Source organism: Micromonospora sp. NPDC050686, assembly GCF_040654475.1.
In the GTDB taxonomy this organism is placed as follows: Bacteria; Actinomycetota; Actinomycetes; order Mycobacteriales; family Micromonosporaceae; genus Micromonospora.
Window position 1 is genome coordinate 23397 of the sequence record NZ_JBFAID010000048.1, and the last position, 18419, is coordinate 41815.

Below are 18419 nucleotides of genomic sequence, written 5' to 3' on the forward strand. Positions count from 1 at the left end.
CCGGGGCCCGTCCGGGCGGACTGGGTCAGTTGCCGCCGCCGGCGGCGCCGTGGCAGCGCTTGTACTTGCGGCCCGAACCGCACGGGCAGGGCGCGTTGCGGGACGGCCCGTTGCTCGCCTCCGCCTGGCCCGGGGCGCTCGTCCGCCGGGACGCGCCGGCCGCGGCCATCGCCTGGCCGCTGGCACCGGCCGCGCGGCGCGGCCCGTTGGCCCGGGCGGCCGGCCGCTCCTCGGAAACGCCGATGCCCAGCGCCGGCGCCTGCTCCTCGGAACGCTCGATCACCGGGGCACCCCGACCGGCCTCGCCGTCGACGGCGGGAGCGGAATACTGCAGGCCCTGCTGCTGCGGCGCCCGGTTGAGACCCTTGGCCCGGATCTCCACCGGCTTCTCCAGCAGCTGCACCTCCTCGGCCTCCGGCTCCGGCTCCTGGACCTGCACCTCCAGGTTGTAGAGGAAGCCGACCGTCTCCTCCTTGATGCCGTCCATCATGGTGGCGAACATGTCGAAGCCCTCGCGCTGGTACTCGATGACCGGGTCGCGCTGGGCGTACGCCCGCAGGCTGATGCCCTCCTGGAGGTAATCCATCTCGTAGAGGTGCTCGCGCCACTTGCGGTCGATGACCTGGAGCAGCACCATCCGCTCGAGCTGGCGGGTCGCCTCCTCGCCGAGGGTCTCCTCGCGCCGGTCGTACGCGGCGTTCGCGTCCTCCTTGAGGCGGGCGAGCAGGAAGTCCTGGTCCATGCCGGCCCGGGAGCCGACCTCCTCCTCCAGCTCGTCGACGGTGACGCCCACCGGGTAGAGCTGCTTCAGGCTGGCCCAGAGCTGGTCGAGGTCCCAGTCCTCGGCGTAGCCGGCGCTGGTGGCGCCCACCACGTACGCGCCGACCACGTCGTCGATCATGTTGCGGACCTGGTCGGAGAGGTCCTCGCCGTTGAGCACCCGCAGCCGCTCGGCGTAGATGACCTGGCGCTGCTTGTTGAGCACCTCGTCGTACTTCAGCACGTTCTTGCGGATCTCGGCGTTCTGGCCCTCGATCTGGGCCTGGGCGCTCTTGATCTGCCGGGTGACCATCTTCGACTCGATGGGCACGTCCTCCGGGATGTTGAAGCGCTCCATCACCGCCTCGACCGCACCGGCCCGGAACCGCTTCATCAGCTCGTCCTGCAGCGACAGGTAGAACCGGGACTCGCCCGGGTCGCCCTGCCGGCCGGCGCGACCGCGCAGCTGGTTGTCGATCCGGCGGGACTCGTGCCGCTCGGTGCCCAGCACGTAGAGGCCACCGGCGGCGGCGACCTCCTCCGCCTCCGTCTCACAGGCCTGCTTCCAGGTGGGCAGGACCTCCTCCATCGCCTTGGCGTACTCGTCCTCGTTCTCCGCCGGGTCGAGGCCGCGCTGGCGCAGCTCGTTGGCGGCGAGGTACTCGGGGTTGCCGCCGAGCAGGATGTCCGTACCCCGGCCGGCCATGTTGGTGGCGACCGTGACGGCGCCCTTGCGGCCGGCCTGGGCGACGATCTCCGCTTCCTTGGCGTGGAACTTCGCGTTCAACACCGAGTGCGGGATGCCGCGGCGGCGCAGCAGCTGGGAGAGGATCTCGGAGTTCTCCACCGACACCGTGCCCACCAGCACCGGCTGGCCGGCCACGTGCCGCTCGGCGATGTCCTCGATGACCGCGTTGAACTTGGCCTTCTCGGTCTTGTAGATGACGTCCGCCCGGTCCGCGCGGACCATCGGCCGGTGAGTCGGGATGGTCACCACGCCGACCTTGTAGACCTTGTTGAACTCCCCCGCCTCGGTCTGGGCGGTACCGGTCATGCCGGAGAGCTTCTCGTAGAGGCGGAAGTAGTTCTGGAGGGTGATGGTGGCCAGGGTCTGGTTCTCCTGCTTGATCTCCACCCCCTCCTTGGCCTCGATCGCCTGGTGCATGCCCTCGTTGTACCGGCGGCCGTGCAGGATGCGGCCGGTGAACTCGTCGACGATCAGGACCTCGCCGTCGCTGACGATGTAGTCCTTGTCGCGCTTGTACAGCTCCTTGGCCTTGATGGCGTTGTTGAGGTAGCCGACCAGCGGGGTGTTCACCGACTCGTACAGGTTGTCGATGCCGAGCCGGTCCTCGACCTTGGCCACCCCGCGCTCGGTGACCGCGATGGTGCGCTTGGCGTAGTCGACCTCGTAGTCGCCCTCGCCGTCGGTGCCCGCCTGCATCCGGCCCACCACGCCGGCGAACTCCTGGTACCACCGGGCGGAGTGCTCGGCCGGGCCGGAGATGATCAGCGGGGTGCGGGCCTCGTCGATGAGGATCGAATCGACCTCGTCGACCACCGCGAAGTTGTGGCCGCGCTGGACCAGCTCGTCCCGCGACCAGGCCATGTTGTCGCGCAGGTAGTCGAAGCCGAACTCGTTGTTCGTGCCGTAGGTGATGTCGCACTCGTACGCGGCGCGGTGCTCGCTGGCCGGCCGGTTGGGCAGCACCACGCCGACGGTCAGGCCGAGGAACTCGTGCACCTGGCCCATCCAGGCGGCGTCCCGCTGGGCCAGGTAGTCGTTGACCGTGACCACGTGCACGCCCTTGCCGGAGAGCGCGTTGAGGTAGACCGCCATGACCGAGGTCAGGGTCTTGCCCTCACCGGTCTTCATCTCGGCGATGTTGCCGAAGTGCAGCGCCGCGCCGCCCATCACCTGGACGTCGTAGGGGCGCTGGCCGAGCACCCGCGCCGCCGCCTCGCGGACGGTCGCGAAGGCCTCCGGCAGCAGGTCGTCGAGGGACTCACCGTCGGCGATCCGCTCCCGGTACTGCTCGGTCAGGCCCCGCAGTTCCTCGTCCGTGAGGTTGACGTAGTCGTCCTCGATCGAGTTGACGGCGTTGGCGATGGCCTTGAGCCGGCGCACCATACGGCCCTCGCCCGCGCGGAGGACCTTTTCCAGAATCGACACGGATCAACGCTCCCCTAGACAGTCTCGAACCATCGTAGGCGTTCCGCCGGGGCGATGGTCACTGGTGGCGGCGCTCGGAAGCACCGAATCCGGCACAACGGGCAGTCGACGCGCCCGACGGGCGGTATCGGGTTACGCCCAGCGCGAACGATCGGGCACCATGCCCCGATGGAGCCTGTGGAGATCACCGAGGACGGCCTGCTGCTGCGCCCCTGGCGGCCCACCGACGCGGCCGACGTGCACCGCGCCTGCCAGGACCCGGACATCCAGCGCTGGACCACCGTACCGCGCCCGTACCTGCCGGAACACGCCAGCGGCTTCGTCACGGAGTTGAGCGGTCGGGCCTGGGCCGAGGGCAGCGGGGCGCTCTTCGCGGTCTGCGACGCGGCCACCGGCGAGCTGCTCGGCTCCTGCGGCCTGGTCTCGATCGACCGTGGCCTCGACTCCGCCGAGCTGGGCTACTGGACCGCGCCGTGGGCGCGCGGCCGGGGGGTGGCCGTGCGGGCGTCCCGGGCGGTCTCCCGGTGGGCGTTCGACGCGCTCAAGCTGCGCCGGCTGGTCTGGCAGGCCGAGTTGGGCAACCACGCGTCCCGGCTGGTGGCACTCCGCACGGGCTTCCGGATCGGCGGGGAACTGCGGCTCGCGCACTCCACCGGGGGCGGGCGGCCGGACGGCTGGGTCGGCTCGCTGCTGCCCGGGGAGGTGCCCGACCCCGGCGAGGTGGGGCCGGCCGGCCCGGGCACCCTCGACGCCCGCCGGGCCGCGGTCTTCGGCCGGCCCCAGCCCACCCTCTTCGCCACCGCCGCCGGCGCCGAACTGCGCCTGCGGCCGATGGAGGAACGGGACCTCGACGACGTCGTCACCACCTGCCAGGATCTCGACACCGTCCGGTGGACCTCCGTGCCGCACCCCTACCAGCGCACCGACGCCGACGGCTACCTGAACTTCGTCCGGGACAGCTGGGCCCGGGGCACCAGCGGCTGTTTCGTCATCGCCGGTCCCGACGACCGCTTCGCCGGGACGATCGACCTGCGGCTGCAACCCACCGACCCGCTGCTGGCCGACGTCGGCTTCATGACCGCCCCGTACGCCCGGGGCCGCGGCTGGATGCCGGCCGCGCTGGTCGCGCTCGCCGCCTGGGGGTTCACCACCCTCGGCCTGGCCCGGATCGAGTGGAGCGCCAACGTCGGCAACGCCGCCTCCCGGCGCGCCGCGGAGAAGGCCGGTTTCACCGTCGAGGGCACCCTACGCGGCGCGCTGACCCACCGGGGCAAGCGGGTGGACATCTGGCGGGCCGGCCTGCTCGCCGAGGACCTGGCGTGATCCGGAGGTGATCGAGGCCGGCGCGCGGTGTCGCGCCGGCCGCCGGGTGCCGGCATGTAGGGGTACGCCGCGCCGCGACCGGCCGCGAATCTTGGCAAGTTGTCGTTCGCCAGGAGCGGCAACTGCCCAAGATCTCGTGGCCGACGAGCCGGATCGGCGCCGGGTCGCGGCGGGGTCACCCGCCCCGAGCCCGGTGCCGGCCGGCGTCGTGGGTGGTCAGGGGTCAGACGTCGAGGGAGATGATCCCGTAGTCGTAGGCGTGCCGGCGGTAGACCACGCTGGGCCGGCCGGACTCCTTGTCGTGGAACAGGTAGAAGTCGTGCCCGACCAGTTCCATCTGGAACAGCGCGTCGTCCACGGTCATCGGCTCGGCCGGGTGGACCTTCGCCCGGGCGATGTGCCAGGGCTGGTCGTCGTACTCGTCGGCGGGCTCGGCGTCCCGCTCCGCGACCGCGGTGGCCGCGTGACCGTTGAGCGCCGTCAGGCCGGGGCCGTCGAGATCGGCCACCGGCAGGCCGGCGGTGGCGGCGGCGACCGACAGCGGCGCATGCCGGCCGCGGTGCACCCGCCGGCGGTCGGCGGCCCGGCGCAGCCGGGTGTCGAGCTTGGCGATCGCCGCGTCGAGCGCGCTGTAGAAGTCGCTCGTGCAGGCCTCGGCCCGGATCACCGGGCCCCGGGAAACGCAGGTGATCTCCACCCGCTGGCAATGGTCCGACTGGCGCGGATTGCGCTCGTGGAACAACTCCACATCCACGCGAATGAGTTTGTGATCGTAGCGCTCGATCTTTGCGAGCTTCTCCGCCACGTGCACCCGGTAATGGTCGGGCACCTCGACATTTCGGCCCTTGACCACGATGTCCATCTGACCTCCCTATTTTCGGACGGTCGTTCGTTCCGGCTTCCCCGGTCACGACGCCTTCGGGAGATCCCACGCTCGGCGTCGACCGGTTCGGTACGGCTACGCCTCCTCTCACCACCAGGGGCGGGTGGAATGACCTCCTACCCCTGACACGAAAACGCTAACCTCTGTTCGACCAGCCGTCACCCCCGGTTGTCATTGTGGTCCAGGAATTTTCACAGCTCATACACCAACGGGTGAAACGGAAACACGCACGGTCACGAATGGTGTCGTTTCACGGTCGCCGCCAGGACCGCCGCGACCGCTGGTGACCGTCCGGTCGCGGTCAGCACACCGTTGACCGCGGCAATCGTCGCCCCGGTGGTGACGATGTCGTCGAGCAGCACCACGACCGGCTCCGCCGCCCCCCGCCGGCCGGCCGGGACCGGCCGCCACGCCGGGCGGGCCCGGAACGCCGACGCCGCCGCCTCCGCCCGGCCGGCGCTGTCCAGCGTCACCGAGTCCGGCCGCGGCAGTGCCCGCACCGCCCGCTCCACCCGGACCTGCCACCCCGCCCCGGCGAGCCGGGCCGCCGCGTGCCGGGCCAGCCGGCCCAGATGGTCGCCGTACCGGGCCCGGGCCGCCGCCGCGGTGTCCGGCACCGGCACCAGCAGCACCGGCCGCCCGCCGCCCACCGCCACCGCCACCACCTCCGCCAGCAGCGCGCCCAACGGCCGGGCCAGCCCGTGCCGGCCCCGCTCCTTGTACGCCAGCAGCGCCCCGCGCAGCGCACCAGCGTACGGGCCGAGGGCGAAGCAGGGCGGCAGCCCGGGCGGGGCGGGGGTGGGGCGTACCGGGTGGGGGCGGTGCGCCTCCAACTCGGTGACGCAACTCGGGCAGACCCCGTGCCGGCCACCCGGCCGCCGCTGCCCGCACCCCGCGCAGTCGGCGGGCAGCACCAGGTCGGCCAGATCCGACCAGAGCCCGCCGACGCCGGGCACGTCAGTAGAGGAAGAACGGGGCGGTCGGGTTGGACTCCCGCTGCCCCGCCGGGGGCGCCGACTCGACTCCCTGCACCTGGGTCCGCTTGATCGTGTCGAACTGCGGGTCCGACCAGGAGACGCCGTTCGCCTCGTACATCACCGCGTTGGTCGGCTGCGCCACCACCTCGTTGGTGGGGTACGCGGTCAGGTGCGTGACCCGGGCGCCGACGTCCGACTTCAACACCGTCTGCGCCGCGCCGTCGACGCTGACCTCGTAGACCGCGGGACGCCCCACCGAGCCGGCCGCGACCAGCTTGTTCTCGTCGCCCCAGTCGACCGCGGACAGGTCGGTCAGCGAGGTGGGCAGCCGCCGGGCCGGCCCCGCGGTCACCACGCCGCCGTCGAGGTTGACCGCCGTGACGTAGAGCTGGCCGTTGACGATCACCGCGATCCGGTGCCCGTCCAGCGCGGCGGCCACCGCGCCGACCCGGCCGGGCACACTCAGCGGCACCGGGATCAGCCGGGGCGACTGGTCGAAGGTGTAGAGCCGGCCGTCGGCCACCACCAGCCCGTGCGGTTGCCCCTTGTCCAGCGCGCGCAGCCACACCGGCCGGCCCATCGAGGCGTACGAGCCGGGCGCGGTGTTGAACACGTTGACCGGGTCCCGCCCGGTGCCCACCCGCAGCCGCAGTCGCTTGTCCGCCCCGGTGACCACCAGCGCCGCCAGGATCTGGTCGTCCGTCCGGTTGAGCGCCGCCGCGACGACGTGGTGGTTCTCCTCCGCCACCACCGGCACCGGGCCGCTGGCCTCGCCGGGGAAGGCGAGCGGGTGGATCGCCCCGTCGTACACGCAGAACCGCTGCGCGCTCTCGGACAACCGGTACACCGGGTTGACCGTGCGCTCCCGGTCCAGGTCGATGGTGCGCCGGGTCTGGTTACGGATCTTCAGATCGAGCGGGCCGTCCAGCCAGTCCAACGACCAGGCGAGCTGGGTGGCGAGCCGGTTCAGCTTGCCCGCGTCCTCGCCCGGCATGGCGAGGTTGACCTCCCACCGGTCGCCAGCGCCGGTGGCGTTGTTGATCAGGTCGGTGCGGTCCGGCAGCCGGGTGACGCCCCGGGAGAGCCACTCCGACGGCCCGCCGATCAGCCACCGGACCACCTCGTTGACCCGTCGCTCGTTGGGCACCGCGAGCGGCAGGTAGCGCTGGTCCGGCACCAGCCGGGTCTGGTCGCTGTTCCAGAAGTAGACCGTGCGGGGCTGGTAGTACTGTCGCAGCGCGGTGTCGCTGAGCAGCAGCACGTTCGGCGGGTCGGTCACGTACAGGCTGGGGTTGCTGTTCTCCACGCCGGCCGAGTCCGCGTAGCGCAGGGTGAAGCGGTACTCGGACTCGGTGGCCACCGGCGGCGCGAGGGTGCCGTCCGCGCGCAGCAGGCCGATCTGCTGCACCGCGATCCGCACCGAGAAGGTGCTGTCGCTGTTCGTGGTGATCACCGGGGACTCGCGCAGCCGGACCACGGTGAGGGCGACCTCGCTGCCCTGCTTGGCCTGGAGACGGTCCTGGCTCTCCTGGCCGATGAACTGCTTGGCCCGCGGATAGGCGCCGTCCGGCTCGCCGGCCGGGGCGGCGAGGAAGTTCAGCACGAACTTGCGCGGGTCACCGCCGGCGGCCGGCCGGCCCGGCGGCTCGTCCCGCACCCCGTTGGCCGAGCCGGCCTCACCGGCGGGCAGGCCGCGCCCGTCCACCTGCACCTCAGTGAAATCCGGGATGCCGCAGCCGGCCGACGCGGTGGCGAGCAGGGCGGCGCAGAGCAGCCCGGCCAGCCGGCGCCTCACGACCGGGCCTCCGCCCGCTCGGGGTCGGCACCGGTGGCCGGGCCGATCGCCAGCGCCCCGCCGCTGCCCGGCCCGATGGCCAGCCGGCCGCCGTCGCGCGGACCCCCGAACGGCAGCGGCGCGTCGGCGGGCACCAGGCGCAGCGGTGACGTGGTCAGCCGGTCGCCGGCCCGGGCGGGCAGGGTGAGCCGGAACTGGGCGCCCTGCCCCGGCGCGCCCCAGGCCTCCAGCCAGCCGCCGTGCAGCCGGGCGTCCTCCAGGCTGATCGACAGGCCCAGGCCGGTACCGCCGGTCTGCCGGGCCCGGGACGGGTCGGCCCGCCAGAACCGGTTGAAGACCAACTTCTCCTCGCCGGGCTTCAGCCCGACCCCGTGGTCGCGGACGGTGACCGCGACGGCGGTGTCGTCCGCGCCGAGGGTGATCACCACCGGCTTGGACTCGCCGTGCTCCACCGCGTTGCCGACCAGGTTGCGCAGCACCCGCTCCACCCGGCGCGGATCCACCTCGGCGATCACCGGTGTGGTGGGCACGTCCAGCTCGACGGTCACCCCGACCCGCTCGGCCAGCCCGGCCAGCCGGTCGGCCACCCGGTGCACCACCGGCACCAGGTCGGTCGGCTCGGCGTCGAGCATCGCGAACCCGGCGTCGAACCGGCTGATCTCCAGCAGGTCGGTCAGCAGCTCCTCGAACCGGTCCAGCTCGGCCTGGAGCAGCTCGGCGCTGCGGGCGACGGCAGGGTCGAACTCGTCCCGCTCGGCGAAGATCAGGTCGGCGGCCATCCGGACCGTGGTCAGCGGGGTACGCAGCTCGTGCGAGACGTCGGAGGTGAACCGCCGCTGCAACCGGGACATCTCCTCCAGCCGCAGGATCTGCCGCTGCAGGTTGGTCGCCATCTGGTTGAACGAGGCGGCGAGCAGCGCCAGGTCGTCCTCGCCGTTGACGGCCATCCGCTGGTCGAGGAGGCCGGCGGAGAGCCGCTGGGCGGTGCGCGCAGCCAACCGGACCGGAGTCACCACCAGCCGGGTCACCAGCGCGGCCAGCAGCCCGAGCAGGAGCACCAGAGCCACCCCGGTGGCCACCACGGTGGCCCGGGCGTCCGCCGCGGTGGCCTCCTGCCGGGTCAGCGGCACGAGGTAGTAGAGCTCGACCTGGCCGAACTGGGTCGGCACGGGCGAGCCGTACACGAGGTACTTGGTGCGGCCCTCGCCGGTGAGCCCGCCGGTGCGGATCTGGTGCGCGATGTTGCCGCCGGCCACGGAGGCCCGCAGCTCCCGGCTGATCAGCGGCTGGAAGTCCACGTCCGGCGAGCTGCGTGGCTTGATGACCGTGGTGTAGTTGTCGGCGGTCAGCGCGACCACCACCCCGCTGGTCTGCTGCGGGTCACCGCCGGCCAGGTAGTTGACCGTGCCGTCGATGGTGTCCTGGAACTGGGCCTCCTGGGGCTGGTTGAACAGGCTCAACTGCTTGGCCGAGTAGTCGCTGCCGCTCTGCAACCGCAGCAGCACGTCGGTCTTGGCGTTCTCCACCAGGATGCTGGTGATCTTGTCTGCGATCAGGTAGGCGAACCCGCCGACCAGCAGGCTGGAGGCGACCAGGGTGATGGTCACCACCCGCACCTGCAGCGACCGCCGCCAGGTCTGGTGCAGCCCCGCGACCAGCCGGGACGACCAGCCGGTCAGGGCGCGCCACAGCTCCACCGCGGCGGAGCGGCGGCGGGCGGCGGGGTTCGGGGGTACGCGGAGAGTAGCCACTGGGTGACCAGATTAGCCCGTGCCCGCCTTGTAGCCCACGCCCCGGACCGTGAGGATGATCTCCGGTCGCTCCGGATCCGGCTCGATCTTGGCGCGCAGCCGCTGCACGTGCACGTTGACCAGCCGGGTGTCGGCGGCGTGCCGGTAGCCCCAGACCTGCTCCAGCAGCACCTCCCGGGTGAACACCTGCCGCGGCTTGCGGGCGAGCGCGACCAGCAGGTCGAACTCCAGCGGGGTGAGCTTCACCTCCTCGCCGTCGCGGCTGACCATGTGCGCCGGGACGTCGATGGTGATCTGGTTGCCGGGCGGCCCGATGGTCAGCATCTCCGGCGCCACGTCCTCACCGCGCCGCAGCCGGGCCCGCATCCGGGCGACGAGTTCCTTCGGCTTGAACGGCTTGACCACGTAGTCGTCGGCGCCGGACTCCAGCCCGAGCACCACGTCGACGGTGTCGCTCTTGGCGGTCAGCATGACGATGGGCACGCCGGACTCGGCGCGGATGGCCCGCGCCACGTCGATGCCGCTCATGCCCGGCAGCATCAGATCGAGCAGGACGATGTCGGGTCGACTGTCCCGGAACGCGGCCAGCGCCCGCTCACCGTCGGCGACGAACGACGGCAGGAAGCCCTCGCTGCGCAGCACGATGCCGAGCATCTCGGCGAGCGCGGGGTCGTCGTCGACCACCAGTACCCGAGCTCTCATGGGGTTTATGATGCATCCCCGTTTCAGTTAGGTGGAATCGGCGTATCCGGCACGCTCGGGCCCCGGATCGGCCCGGGCGCACCCTTCGGTGCCGCACCGACGCCGCCGCGACCCGTGACGGATCCCCCCATGATCCCTGGTCCCGGGCCGGACCGCCAGCGCCCCGGCCGGTTCAGCCGAACAGGGCCCGCCCCCAATGGTCGCCGGCGTCCCGCACGCCGGGCGGGCAGGCGAACAGGGCGCTGGAGACATGCCGCAGATACTCGTTCATCGCGTCGTGCCGGGACAGCTGTGTCTGGACGGGCACGAACTGCCGTCGCGGGTCCCGCTGGTACGCGATGAAGAAGAGCCCCGCGTCCAGCCGGCCCAGCCCGTCCGAGCCGTCGACGAAGTTGTAGCCCCGGCGCAGCAGGTGCGCGCCGTTGTTGCGGCTCGGGTGGGCCAGCCGGACGTGGGCGGTCTCCGAGATCACCGGCTGGCCGTCCTCGCCCGGAGCCGCGAAGTCCGGCTCGTCGAACTCCTGCCGGCGGCCCAGCGGCGCCCCGCTGCCCTTGGTCCGCCCGACGATCTGCTCCTGCTCGGCCAGCGAGCTGCGGTCCCAGGTCTCGATCTGCATCCGGATCTTGCGGGTGACCAGGTACGACCCGCCGGTCATCCAGTCCGGCCCGTCCCCCGGCTGGGCCCAGAGCTGGTCGCGGAGCAGGTCGACGTCCTCCGCCTTGAGGTTCGCGGTGCCGTCCTTGAAGCCGAACAGGTTCCGTGGGGTGGCCTGCTGCCGCGAGGTCGACGAGGTACGCCCGAAGCCGAGCTGCGACCAGCGGACGCCCACCACGCCCATGCCGATCCGGGCCAGGTTGCGGATGGCGTGCACCGCCACCTGAGGATCGTTGGCGCAGGCCTGGACGCAGATGTCCCCGCCGGAGATTTCCGGGCGCAGCGCGTCCCCGGCGAAGTGCGGCAGGTCGGCCAGCGCCGGCGGACGCCGGTCGGCGATGCCGAACCGGTCCCGCCCCTCGGCGTCGCGGAACAGCGTCGGCCCGAAGCCGACGGTGAGGGTGAGCTGCGACGGGGGCAGGCCCAGCGCCTCACCCGTGTCGTCCGGCGGCGCCTCGGGCACCCCGCCCACCGCGCCGAACACCCCGGCGCCGTGCCCCGCGGTCATCCGGGCGGCGGCGGCCGACCACTCCTGGAGCATGGCGACCAGCCGGGCCCGGTCCTTGGTGATCACGTCGAAGGCGACGAAGTGCAGCCGGTCCTGGGCCGGGGTGGTGATGCCCGCCTGGTGCGCGCCGTGGAAGGGCACCGCGTCGGCTGCGGAGCCCGGGTTCGCCGACGCGTGGTCGGTCGCGCCCCGGATCAGCGCCCCGGCCCCGCCGGAAACCCCGGCGACACCGGCCACCCCGACGCCGGCCAGCGCGATCGCCCGGCGGCGGGACACCGTACCGCCGCGCCGGTTCTCCACCGGAGCGCCGGCCGATCCGGTCGGCTCGCCGCCGGGCGCCGGCCCGGTCGGTGCGGTGGCGTTGCTCATCGGGCCTCCTGCTTCGACGGGTGACCCGGCCGCGTGGCGAGCGGGCCGGGCCGCGGTCGGGCGGTCAGCGGGCGACGGCCGCGGCGACCCGGCTGACCGGCTCGGCGAGGGCGTTGACGCTGTCCGACAGTTCCTTCAGCTCGGCCGTGCTCAACGCGGTGTGCAGCTTCCAGCCGTCACCGGCCCGGTGCCGGCCGAGCACCTGCTCCACGTTGGCGAACTCCGCGTCGAGCTGCCTGACCAGGTCGGGCGCCCGCTGCTCCAGGGCCGGGCGCAGCGCGGCGATCGCCGCCTTGGAGCCCTCCAGGTTGGCGCTGAAGTCCCACAGGTCGGTGTGCGAGTACCGCTCCTCCTCGCCGGTGATCTTGCCGCTGGCCACCTCGTCGAGGAGCGCCTTGGCCCCGTTGGCGAGCTGGAGCGGGGTGAGCTTCTCGGCGTTGGCCTTCGCCACGATCGCCTTGACGTCGGTGAGGAGCTGGTCGGCGATCGGGCCGTCCTTGCTGATGTCGCCGGTGGTCCAGAGGTCCTTCTCGATCCGGTGGAAGCCGGTGAACTCCATGCCCTCCTCGACGACCTCCTCCCGGCCGTCGATCTTCGGGTCCAGGTCGCCGAAGCTCTCCGCGACCGGCTCGATCCGCTCCCAGTAGGTGCGGGTCACCGGGTAGAGCGCCTTGGCCCGGGCCACGTCGCCGGCCTTGACCGCGGCGACGAACTCGCCGGTCCTGGTCAGCAGCTCGGCGGTCTGGCTGGTCACGTAGCGCTGGTAGCCGGCGGTCGCCTCGGCCAGCGTGGCGTCGACCGCCTTCGGCGTCGCCGCCGCGCCGGTCACCTTGAGCGCGCCCCGGATGCCGCGGCCGCTCATCCCGGGCTTGCAGGCCGTCTCGTACGCCCCGGCCGGCAGCTCCACCCGCAGCTCGCGGGTCAGCCCCGGGGCGACGTTCTCCACCTCGCCCATCACCCGGTCACCGGCGGCGTAGACGTAGAACTCGTTGACCTTGCTGCCGGAGTTGCGTACCGAGAAGGTGATCTGGCCGGCGGTCAGCTCGGTGGTGCCGACCTCGCAGGTGGTGTCGGTGGCCTTGACGGTCACCGCGTCGCTGGTGGCGGCGTCCTTCTCGCCGTCCGCACCACAGGCGGTGACGCCGGCGACGGCCAGCACGCCGGCGGCGGCGAGCAGCACAGGGCGGATGGTACGCATGGTTGTCGTTCTCCTCGGGCGGAAGGCGGGTCAGGCGCGCTGCGGCGCGGAGGGGTCGGTGGGTGCGGTGCCGGCGGGCTTGTCGGCGTCCCGGGCGAGCGGGGCGCGCTTCGGCTTGGCCGGCTTGCGCAGGAAGAGCACCAGCACCGGGACCGCGTACGCCACCCAGGCGACCATCTCCAGCACGGTCGGGTTGGCGGTGATGTTGAACATGCCGCCGAGCAGCGCCGCGTACCAGGAGCTGGGGTCGAGCACCGAGGAGATGTCGAAGGCGTGATTGGTCAGGCCGGGCAGGACACCGGCCTCCTGGAAGTCGTGCACGCCGTACTTGAAGATGCCGGCGGCGACCAGGATCAGCAGCGCGCCGGTCCAGGTGAAGAACTTCGACAGGTTGATCTTCAGGGCGCTGCGGTAGAGCAGGAATCCGAGCACCACCGAGGTGGCGATGCCGCCGAGCAGCGCGAGCAGCGGGCCGCGGCCGGCGCCACCGGCCGCGCTCTGCGCGGCGGAGTAGAAGATCAGCGCGGTCTCCAGGCCCTCCCGGATCACCGCGAGGAAGGCCATCCCGGTCACCGCCACCGCGCCGACCGCGAGCGCCTCGGTCAGCCGGCCGCGCAACTCGCCACCGATGCTCCGCGCCGCCTTACGCATCCAGAAGATCATCCAGGTGACGAAGACCACGGCCGCCACGGACGTCACGGCGTCGAAGAGTTCGCGCTCGTCGGAGGTGTCGAGCAGACTGGTGGAGGTGTACTCGATCAGCCAGCCGAAGAGCACCGACAGCGCCACGGCCAAGGCGACACCGACCCAGACGTGTGGCAGCCGGTCGCGCCGGTGCGACTTGACCAGGAAGGCGACGAGGATGCTGACCACCAGGGTCGCTTCCAGGCCTTCTCGCAGGCCGATCAGGTACGTGGCGAACATCGGTACTCCGTGATCAGTTAGGCACGCCTCAGCTAAGTTAGGGCAGCCATACCTTCCTCCTGATCCGGGGTGCCGTCAAGTCGTTCATGGGCACATCACCCGGGGCAGTGACCCGCGCCGCGCTGTGGCAGGATCCGGCCCGTGGCGGGTGTGAAGGGGTTCCTCCCCTGGCTGGCGGTCCTGGCCGTGGTGCTGCTGCTCAGCGTGCTTCGGCTGCGGGCGCTGGCGGCCGCCGTCTCCCTCGGCTGGCTGGCCTGGTGCGTCTGGACCTGGGTCCGCCCCGCCCGCCGCCGCTGAACCGCCGCCGCCGCGTACCGAAAAGACCGGGCCGGCCGCGCGGCGGCCGACCCGGTCCTGCGCCGTGGCTCAGTAGCGGTAGTGCTCCGGCTTGAACGGGCCCTCGGGCGAGATGCCCAGGTAGGCGGCCTGCTCCTTGGTCAGCGTGCTCAGCTTGGCGCCGAGCGCCCCCAGGTGCAGCCGGGCGACCTTCTCGTCCAGGTGCTTGGGCAGCACGTAGACGCCGATCGGGTACTCGTCCGTCTTGGTGAAGAGCTCGATCTGGGCGATGGTCTGGTTGGCGAACGAGTTCGACATCACGAAGCTCGGGTGGCCGGTGGCGTTGCCCAGGTTCAGCAGGCGGCCCTCGGAGAGCACGATGATGGCGTGGCCGTCGGCGAACTTCCAGAGGTCGACCTGCGGCTTGATGTTCTCCCGGGTGACGTCCGAGCGCTTCGCCAGGCCGGCCATGTCGATCTCGTTGTCGAAGTGACCGATGTTGCCCACGATGGCCTGGTGCTTCATCCGGGCCATGTGCTCGTTGGTGATGACGTCGAAGCAACCGGTGGCGGTGACGAAGATGTCCGCCTGCTCGACCACGTCGTCCAGGGTGGCGACCTGGTAGCCGTCCATCGCCGCCTGAAGGGCGCAGATCGGGTCCACCTCGGTCACCACGACCCGGGCACCCTGGCCGCGCAGCGACTCGGCGCAACCCTTGCCCACGTCGCCGTAGCCCATGACCACGGCCATCTTGCCGCCGATCAGCACGTCGGTGGCCCGGTTGATGCCGTCGATGAGCGAGTGGCGGCAGCCGTACTTGTTGTCGAACTTGCTCTTGGTCACCGAGTCGTTGACGTTGATGGCCGGGAAGAGCAGCGTGCCGTCCCGGTGCATCTCGTAGAGCCGGTGCACGCCGGTGGTGGTCTCCTCGGTCACGCCCTTGATGCCGGCGGCGATCCGGGTCCACCGCTGGCCGTCCTCAGCCAGCGAACGGTGCAGCAGCTCGAGGATGACCGCGTACTCCTCGGAGTCGGCGGACTCGACCGGCGGGACGGCCCCGGCCTTCTCGAACTCGGCGCCCTTGTGGACGAGCAGGGTGGCGTCGCCACCGTCGTCCAGGATCATGTTCGGGCCCTGCCCGTCGGGCCAGTTCAGCGCCTTTTCGGTGCACCACCAGTACTCCGGCAGGCTCTCGCCCTTCCAGGCGTAGACCGGGACGCCGGCCGGGGCCTCGGGGGTGCCCTCCGGGCCGACCACGATCGCCGCGGCGGCGTGGTCCTGGGTGGAGAAGATGTTGCAGGACGCCCAGCGGACCTGCGCGCCGAGCGCCACCAGGGTCTCGATCAGGACGGCGGTCTGGATGGTCATGTGCAACGAGCCGGTGACCCGGGCGCCGGCCAGCGGCTGCGCCTCGGCGAACTCGCGCCGGATGGCCATCAGGCCCGGCATCTCATGCTCGGCGAGCCGGATCTCCTTGCGCCCGAACTCGGCGAGCGACAGATCCGCCACCTTGTAGTCGCCCTCGGCGAGAGTGCTCGGGCGGGCCTCGGTCGACGAGCCCACGGGGGCCGCCGGGAGGGTGCTGGTCATGGAAGCTCCTGTCGAACGGTTAGCTGCGCAGCCTTCTACCTTACGCGCCGGATAGACAACCGGCTTACGGGTGCGTGCGGACAGCGCACGGGGCGGTCGGCATGGACGAACTTTCCGTCCACGGGCCGGCCGCCCCGTGCATCCCCCCGGTTTGGTTCCCCCGCGCGCGTGCCCCGACGTTCGTCGCGACAACGCTGCGTACCCATAGAGTCACACTCCGCAGTCACCGCGTCAAGCGTTTCCGGAATTTCCGACTTGCGCGTGTCGGCACCGGGCCGGCCTCGCGGGGCCGCCCGTCAACGCAGGCCGGCGGTGGCCACGTACCCTTCGCCCGCGCCGCCGACGACCAGCGCGCCACCGGCCGCCGTGCCGACCGCGGCCTGCCCGGGACGCAGCGTCACCGCCGCCACCCCGTCGTCCACCGACAGCTCGCCGGAGCGACAGAGCACCACCCGCGGCCCGGGCAGCGCCAGCCGCACGTCCGGCACGGTCGCCGCGCCGACCCGCACCCGGTGCAGGGCGAAGTCCTCGACCGGCACCGGCCAGGTCACCACGCCCGGCGACACCGGGCGGGGCGCAACCACCGGGTCGTCGAGCACCTCGAAGCGCAGCACCCGCAGCAACTCGTCCACGTCGACCCGCTTCGGGGTCAACCCGCCGCGCAGCACGTTGTCGCTGGCCGCCATGATCTCCACGCCGGTGCCGCCCAGGTAGGCGTGCAGGTTGCCGGCCGGCATCCAGATCGCCTGCCCCGGGTCCAGCCGCACGTGGTTGAGCAGCAGCGCCACCAGCACCCCCGGATCGCCCGGGTAGGCGACGGCCAGCCACCGGACCAGCTCGGCGTCCGGGCCGGCGACGTCCGCCGCCACCACCGCCTCGACCAGCCCGGCCCGCTGCGCCGCGGGCCAGGTCAGCAGCGCGCGTACGGCCTCCCGCAGGCCCGCCGGGCCGTCCCGCAGCGCGGCCACCACCGGTGCCAACGCGGGTACGCCGAACCGGGCGAGCGCCTCGGCCGCGACCGCCGGGTCCCGGAAGCCGCAGAGCGCCTCCATCGGCGAGAGCGCGACCAGCAGCTCCGGCTTGTGGAACGGGTCGACGTAGTTACGCACGCCGGCCTCCCGCGCCGCGTCCGCCTCGTGCCCCGCCCGGGCCTGCTCCGCGTCCGGGTGGGCCTGCAGACTCAGCGGGGCGTCCGCCGCGAGCACCTTCAGCAGGAACGGCAGCCGGACGCCGAACCGGCCGACGATCCGCTCGCCGAGCCAGCGCTCCGGCTCGGCGACCAGCAGGTCGACCAGGCTGACCCGGCCACCCGCCCGGTCCACCGTGGCCGGTGCGCCCGGGTGGGCGCCCAGCCACAGCTCCGCCTCCGGGCCGGCGCTGGGCACCGGCCGCCCCTGCAACTCGGCGATCGCCGAGCGGGAACCCCAGGCGTAGTCGCGGATCGGCCCGTGCAGCAGTTCCATCGCTCAGCTCCCGGGGCGTCCGGCGATCTCGCCCGAGGGGTGCGCGTCGTCCGCCCCGGCGGCGGGATCCGGCTGCGGTACCGCGGTGGCCGCGGCGGACCCGGTGCCGGCCCGCTCGGCGGCGACGCTGTAGATGTCCGGCTCCAGGTAGATGACCCGGGCGATCGGCACGGCCGCCCGGATCCGCGCCTCCACGGCGTTGATGTCCCGGGCCACCTCCTCCGCCGTCTCGCAGGCGGGGACGCCGATCTTCGCCGCCACCAACAGCTCCTCCGGACCGAGGTAGAGCGTCTTCATGTGGATGATCCGCTCGACCTCCGGGCCGCCGGTGACGGCCTGCTCGATCGCCGCCAGATCCGTGGGCTCCGCGCCCTCACCGAGCAGCAGACTCTTGGTCTCGATCGCCAGCACGATCGCGATGACCACCAGCAGGACACCGATCATCGCGGTGCCCGCGGCGTCCCACCGGCCGTTGCCGGTGACCAGCGTCATGCCGACGCCGAACAGCGCGAAGACCAGACCGACCAGCGCCCCGAAGTCCTCCAGCAGCACCACCGGCAGCTCCGGGGCCTTGGCCCGGCGGATGAACCGGACCCAGGTCTGCTTGCCCCGGATCAGGTTGGACTCCTTGATGGCGGTCCGAAAGGAGAAGCTCTCCATGACGATGGCCGCCACCAGCACGGTGACCGGCACCCACTGCCAACTATTGATGCCGTGCGGATCGGCCCACTTGTGGTACGCCTCGTACAGGGCGAACAGGCCACCGAGGCTGAACAACACGATGGAGACGATGAACGCGTAGACGTACCGCTCGCGGCCGTAGCCGAAGGGGTGCTGCGGGGTGGCCTCCCGCTTGGCCCGCTTGCCACCGATCAGCAACAGCCCCTGGTTGCCGGAGTCGGCGACCGAGTGGATCGACTCGGCCAGCATCGACGAGGAGCCGGTCAGCAGGAACGCGATGAACTTGGTGACGGCGATGCCGACGTTGGCCAGCAGGGCGGCGATGATCGCCTTCGTCCCGCCGTTCGCGCTCACGCCGCCCCCGTCCCGACCGTGGCGGGTCGACCCGTACCG

14 protein-coding genes are annotated in these 18419 nt (G+C 72.2%); 2 read left to right on the forward strand and 12 right to left on the reverse strand.

Annotated features, from left to right (window positions below; translation table 11 throughout):
• Nucleotides 1–25 precede the first annotated feature (25 nt).
• Entirely contained in the window at nt 26–2932 is a 2907-nt protein-coding gene (gene secA / locus AB0H57_RS25375) for a preprotein translocase subunit SecA (RefSeq protein WP_357510515.1), read from the reverse strand.
• 168 nt (nt 2933–3100) lie between these two features.
• Between secA and AB0H57_RS25380 the strand changes: the two genes are divergently transcribed.
• Nucleotides 3101–4255, forward strand: a complete 1155-nt coding sequence (locus AB0H57_RS25380; protein ID WP_357510517.1) for a GNAT family N-acetyltransferase — start codon at nt 3101–3103, stop codon at nt 4253–4255.
• Nucleotides 4256–4478: 223 nt separating this feature from the next.
• On the opposite strand, the gene raiA is transcribed toward AB0H57_RS25380, so the two are convergent.
• The 8 genes from raiA to efeU all read right to left on the reverse strand — a co-directional run bounded on the left by raiA (nt 4479) and on the right by efeU (nt 14016).
• Nucleotides 4479–5117, reverse strand: a complete 639-nt coding sequence (gene raiA / locus AB0H57_RS25385; RefSeq protein WP_357510519.1) for a ribosome-associated translation inhibitor RaiA — start codon at nt 5115–5117, stop codon at nt 4479–4481.
• Between the two features lie 254 nt (nt 5118–5371).
• Nucleotides 5372–6052: a ComF family protein gene (locus tag AB0H57_RS25390; protein ID WP_357510559.1), complete on the reverse strand. Its 681-nt coding sequence runs from the start codon at nt 6050–6052 to the stop codon at nt 5372–5374.
• Between the two features lie 43 nt (nt 6053–6095).
• Complete coding sequence (locus AB0H57_RS25395) at nt 6096–7910, reverse strand: LpqB family beta-propeller domain-containing protein (protein WP_357510521.1); 1815 nt, start codon at nt 7908–7910, stop codon at nt 6096–6098.
• Nucleotides 7907–9589 (reverse strand): MtrAB system histidine kinase MtrB, encoded by a 1683-nt coding sequence (gene mtrB / locus AB0H57_RS25400; RefSeq protein WP_357510561.1) that lies wholly within the window; start codon nt 9587–9589, stop codon nt 7907–7909. Before mtrB ends, AB0H57_RS25395 begins: the two co-directional genes overlap by 4 nt.
• Before the next feature lie 84 nt (nt 9590–9673).
• The gene (gene mtrA / locus AB0H57_RS25405; protein ID WP_357510523.1) at nt 9674–10363 is read right to left on the reverse strand and encodes an MtrAB system response regulator MtrA; all 690 of its coding nucleotides are present in this window, start codon (nt 10361–10363) and stop codon (nt 9674–9676) included.
• Between the two features lie 172 nt (nt 10364–10535).
• On the reverse strand, nt 10536–11894 hold the full coding sequence (gene efeB, locus AB0H57_RS25410) for an iron uptake transporter deferrochelatase/peroxidase subunit (RefSeq protein WP_357510525.1): 1359 nt from the start codon (nt 11892–11894) through the stop codon (nt 10536–10538).
• A gap of 64 nt (nt 11895–11958) precedes the next feature.
• Nucleotides 11959–13092 carry an iron uptake system protein EfeO gene (gene efeO, locus AB0H57_RS25415; RefSeq protein WP_357510527.1) on the reverse strand — a complete coding sequence of 378 codons (1134 nt, stop codon included), beginning with the start codon at nt 13090–13092 and terminating at the stop codon, nt 11959–11961.
• 30 nt (nt 13093–13122) lie between these two features.
• Nucleotides 13123–14016, reverse strand: a complete 894-nt coding sequence (gene efeU, locus AB0H57_RS25420) for an iron uptake transporter permease EfeU (RefSeq protein WP_357510529.1) — start codon at nt 14014–14016, stop codon at nt 13123–13125.
• Nucleotides 14017–14157: 141 nt separating this feature from the next.
• Here efeU and AB0H57_RS25425 point away from each other — a divergent pair, with 141 nt between their 5' ends.
• Complete coding sequence (locus AB0H57_RS25425) at nt 14158–14313, forward strand: hypothetical protein (RefSeq protein WP_357510531.1); 156 nt, start codon at nt 14158–14160, stop codon at nt 14311–14313.
• Nucleotides 14314–14382: 69 nt separating this feature from the next.
• Here AB0H57_RS25425 and ahcY read toward each other — a convergent pair whose 3' ends face one another.
• The 3 genes from ahcY to AB0H57_RS25440 all read right to left on the reverse strand — a co-directional run bounded on the left by ahcY (nt 14383) and on the right by AB0H57_RS25440 (nt 18380).
• Nucleotides 14383–15882: an adenosylhomocysteinase gene (gene ahcY, locus AB0H57_RS25430; protein WP_357510533.1), complete on the reverse strand. Its 1500-nt coding sequence runs from the start codon at nt 15880–15882 to the stop codon at nt 14383–14385.
• Between the two features lie 296 nt (nt 15883–16178).
• Nucleotides 16179–17345, reverse strand: coding sequence for a mannose-6-phosphate isomerase, class I (gene manA / locus AB0H57_RS25435; protein ID WP_357510535.1), 1167 nt, complete (start codon nt 17343–17345; stop codon nt 16179–16181).
• A gap of 3 nt (nt 17346–17348) precedes the next feature.
• A complete protein-coding gene (locus tag AB0H57_RS25440; RefSeq protein WP_357510537.1) occupies nt 17349–18380 on the reverse strand; it encodes a cation diffusion facilitator family transporter in 1032 nt (343 codons plus the stop codon).
• Between the last annotated feature and the right edge of the window lie 39 nt (nt 18381–18419).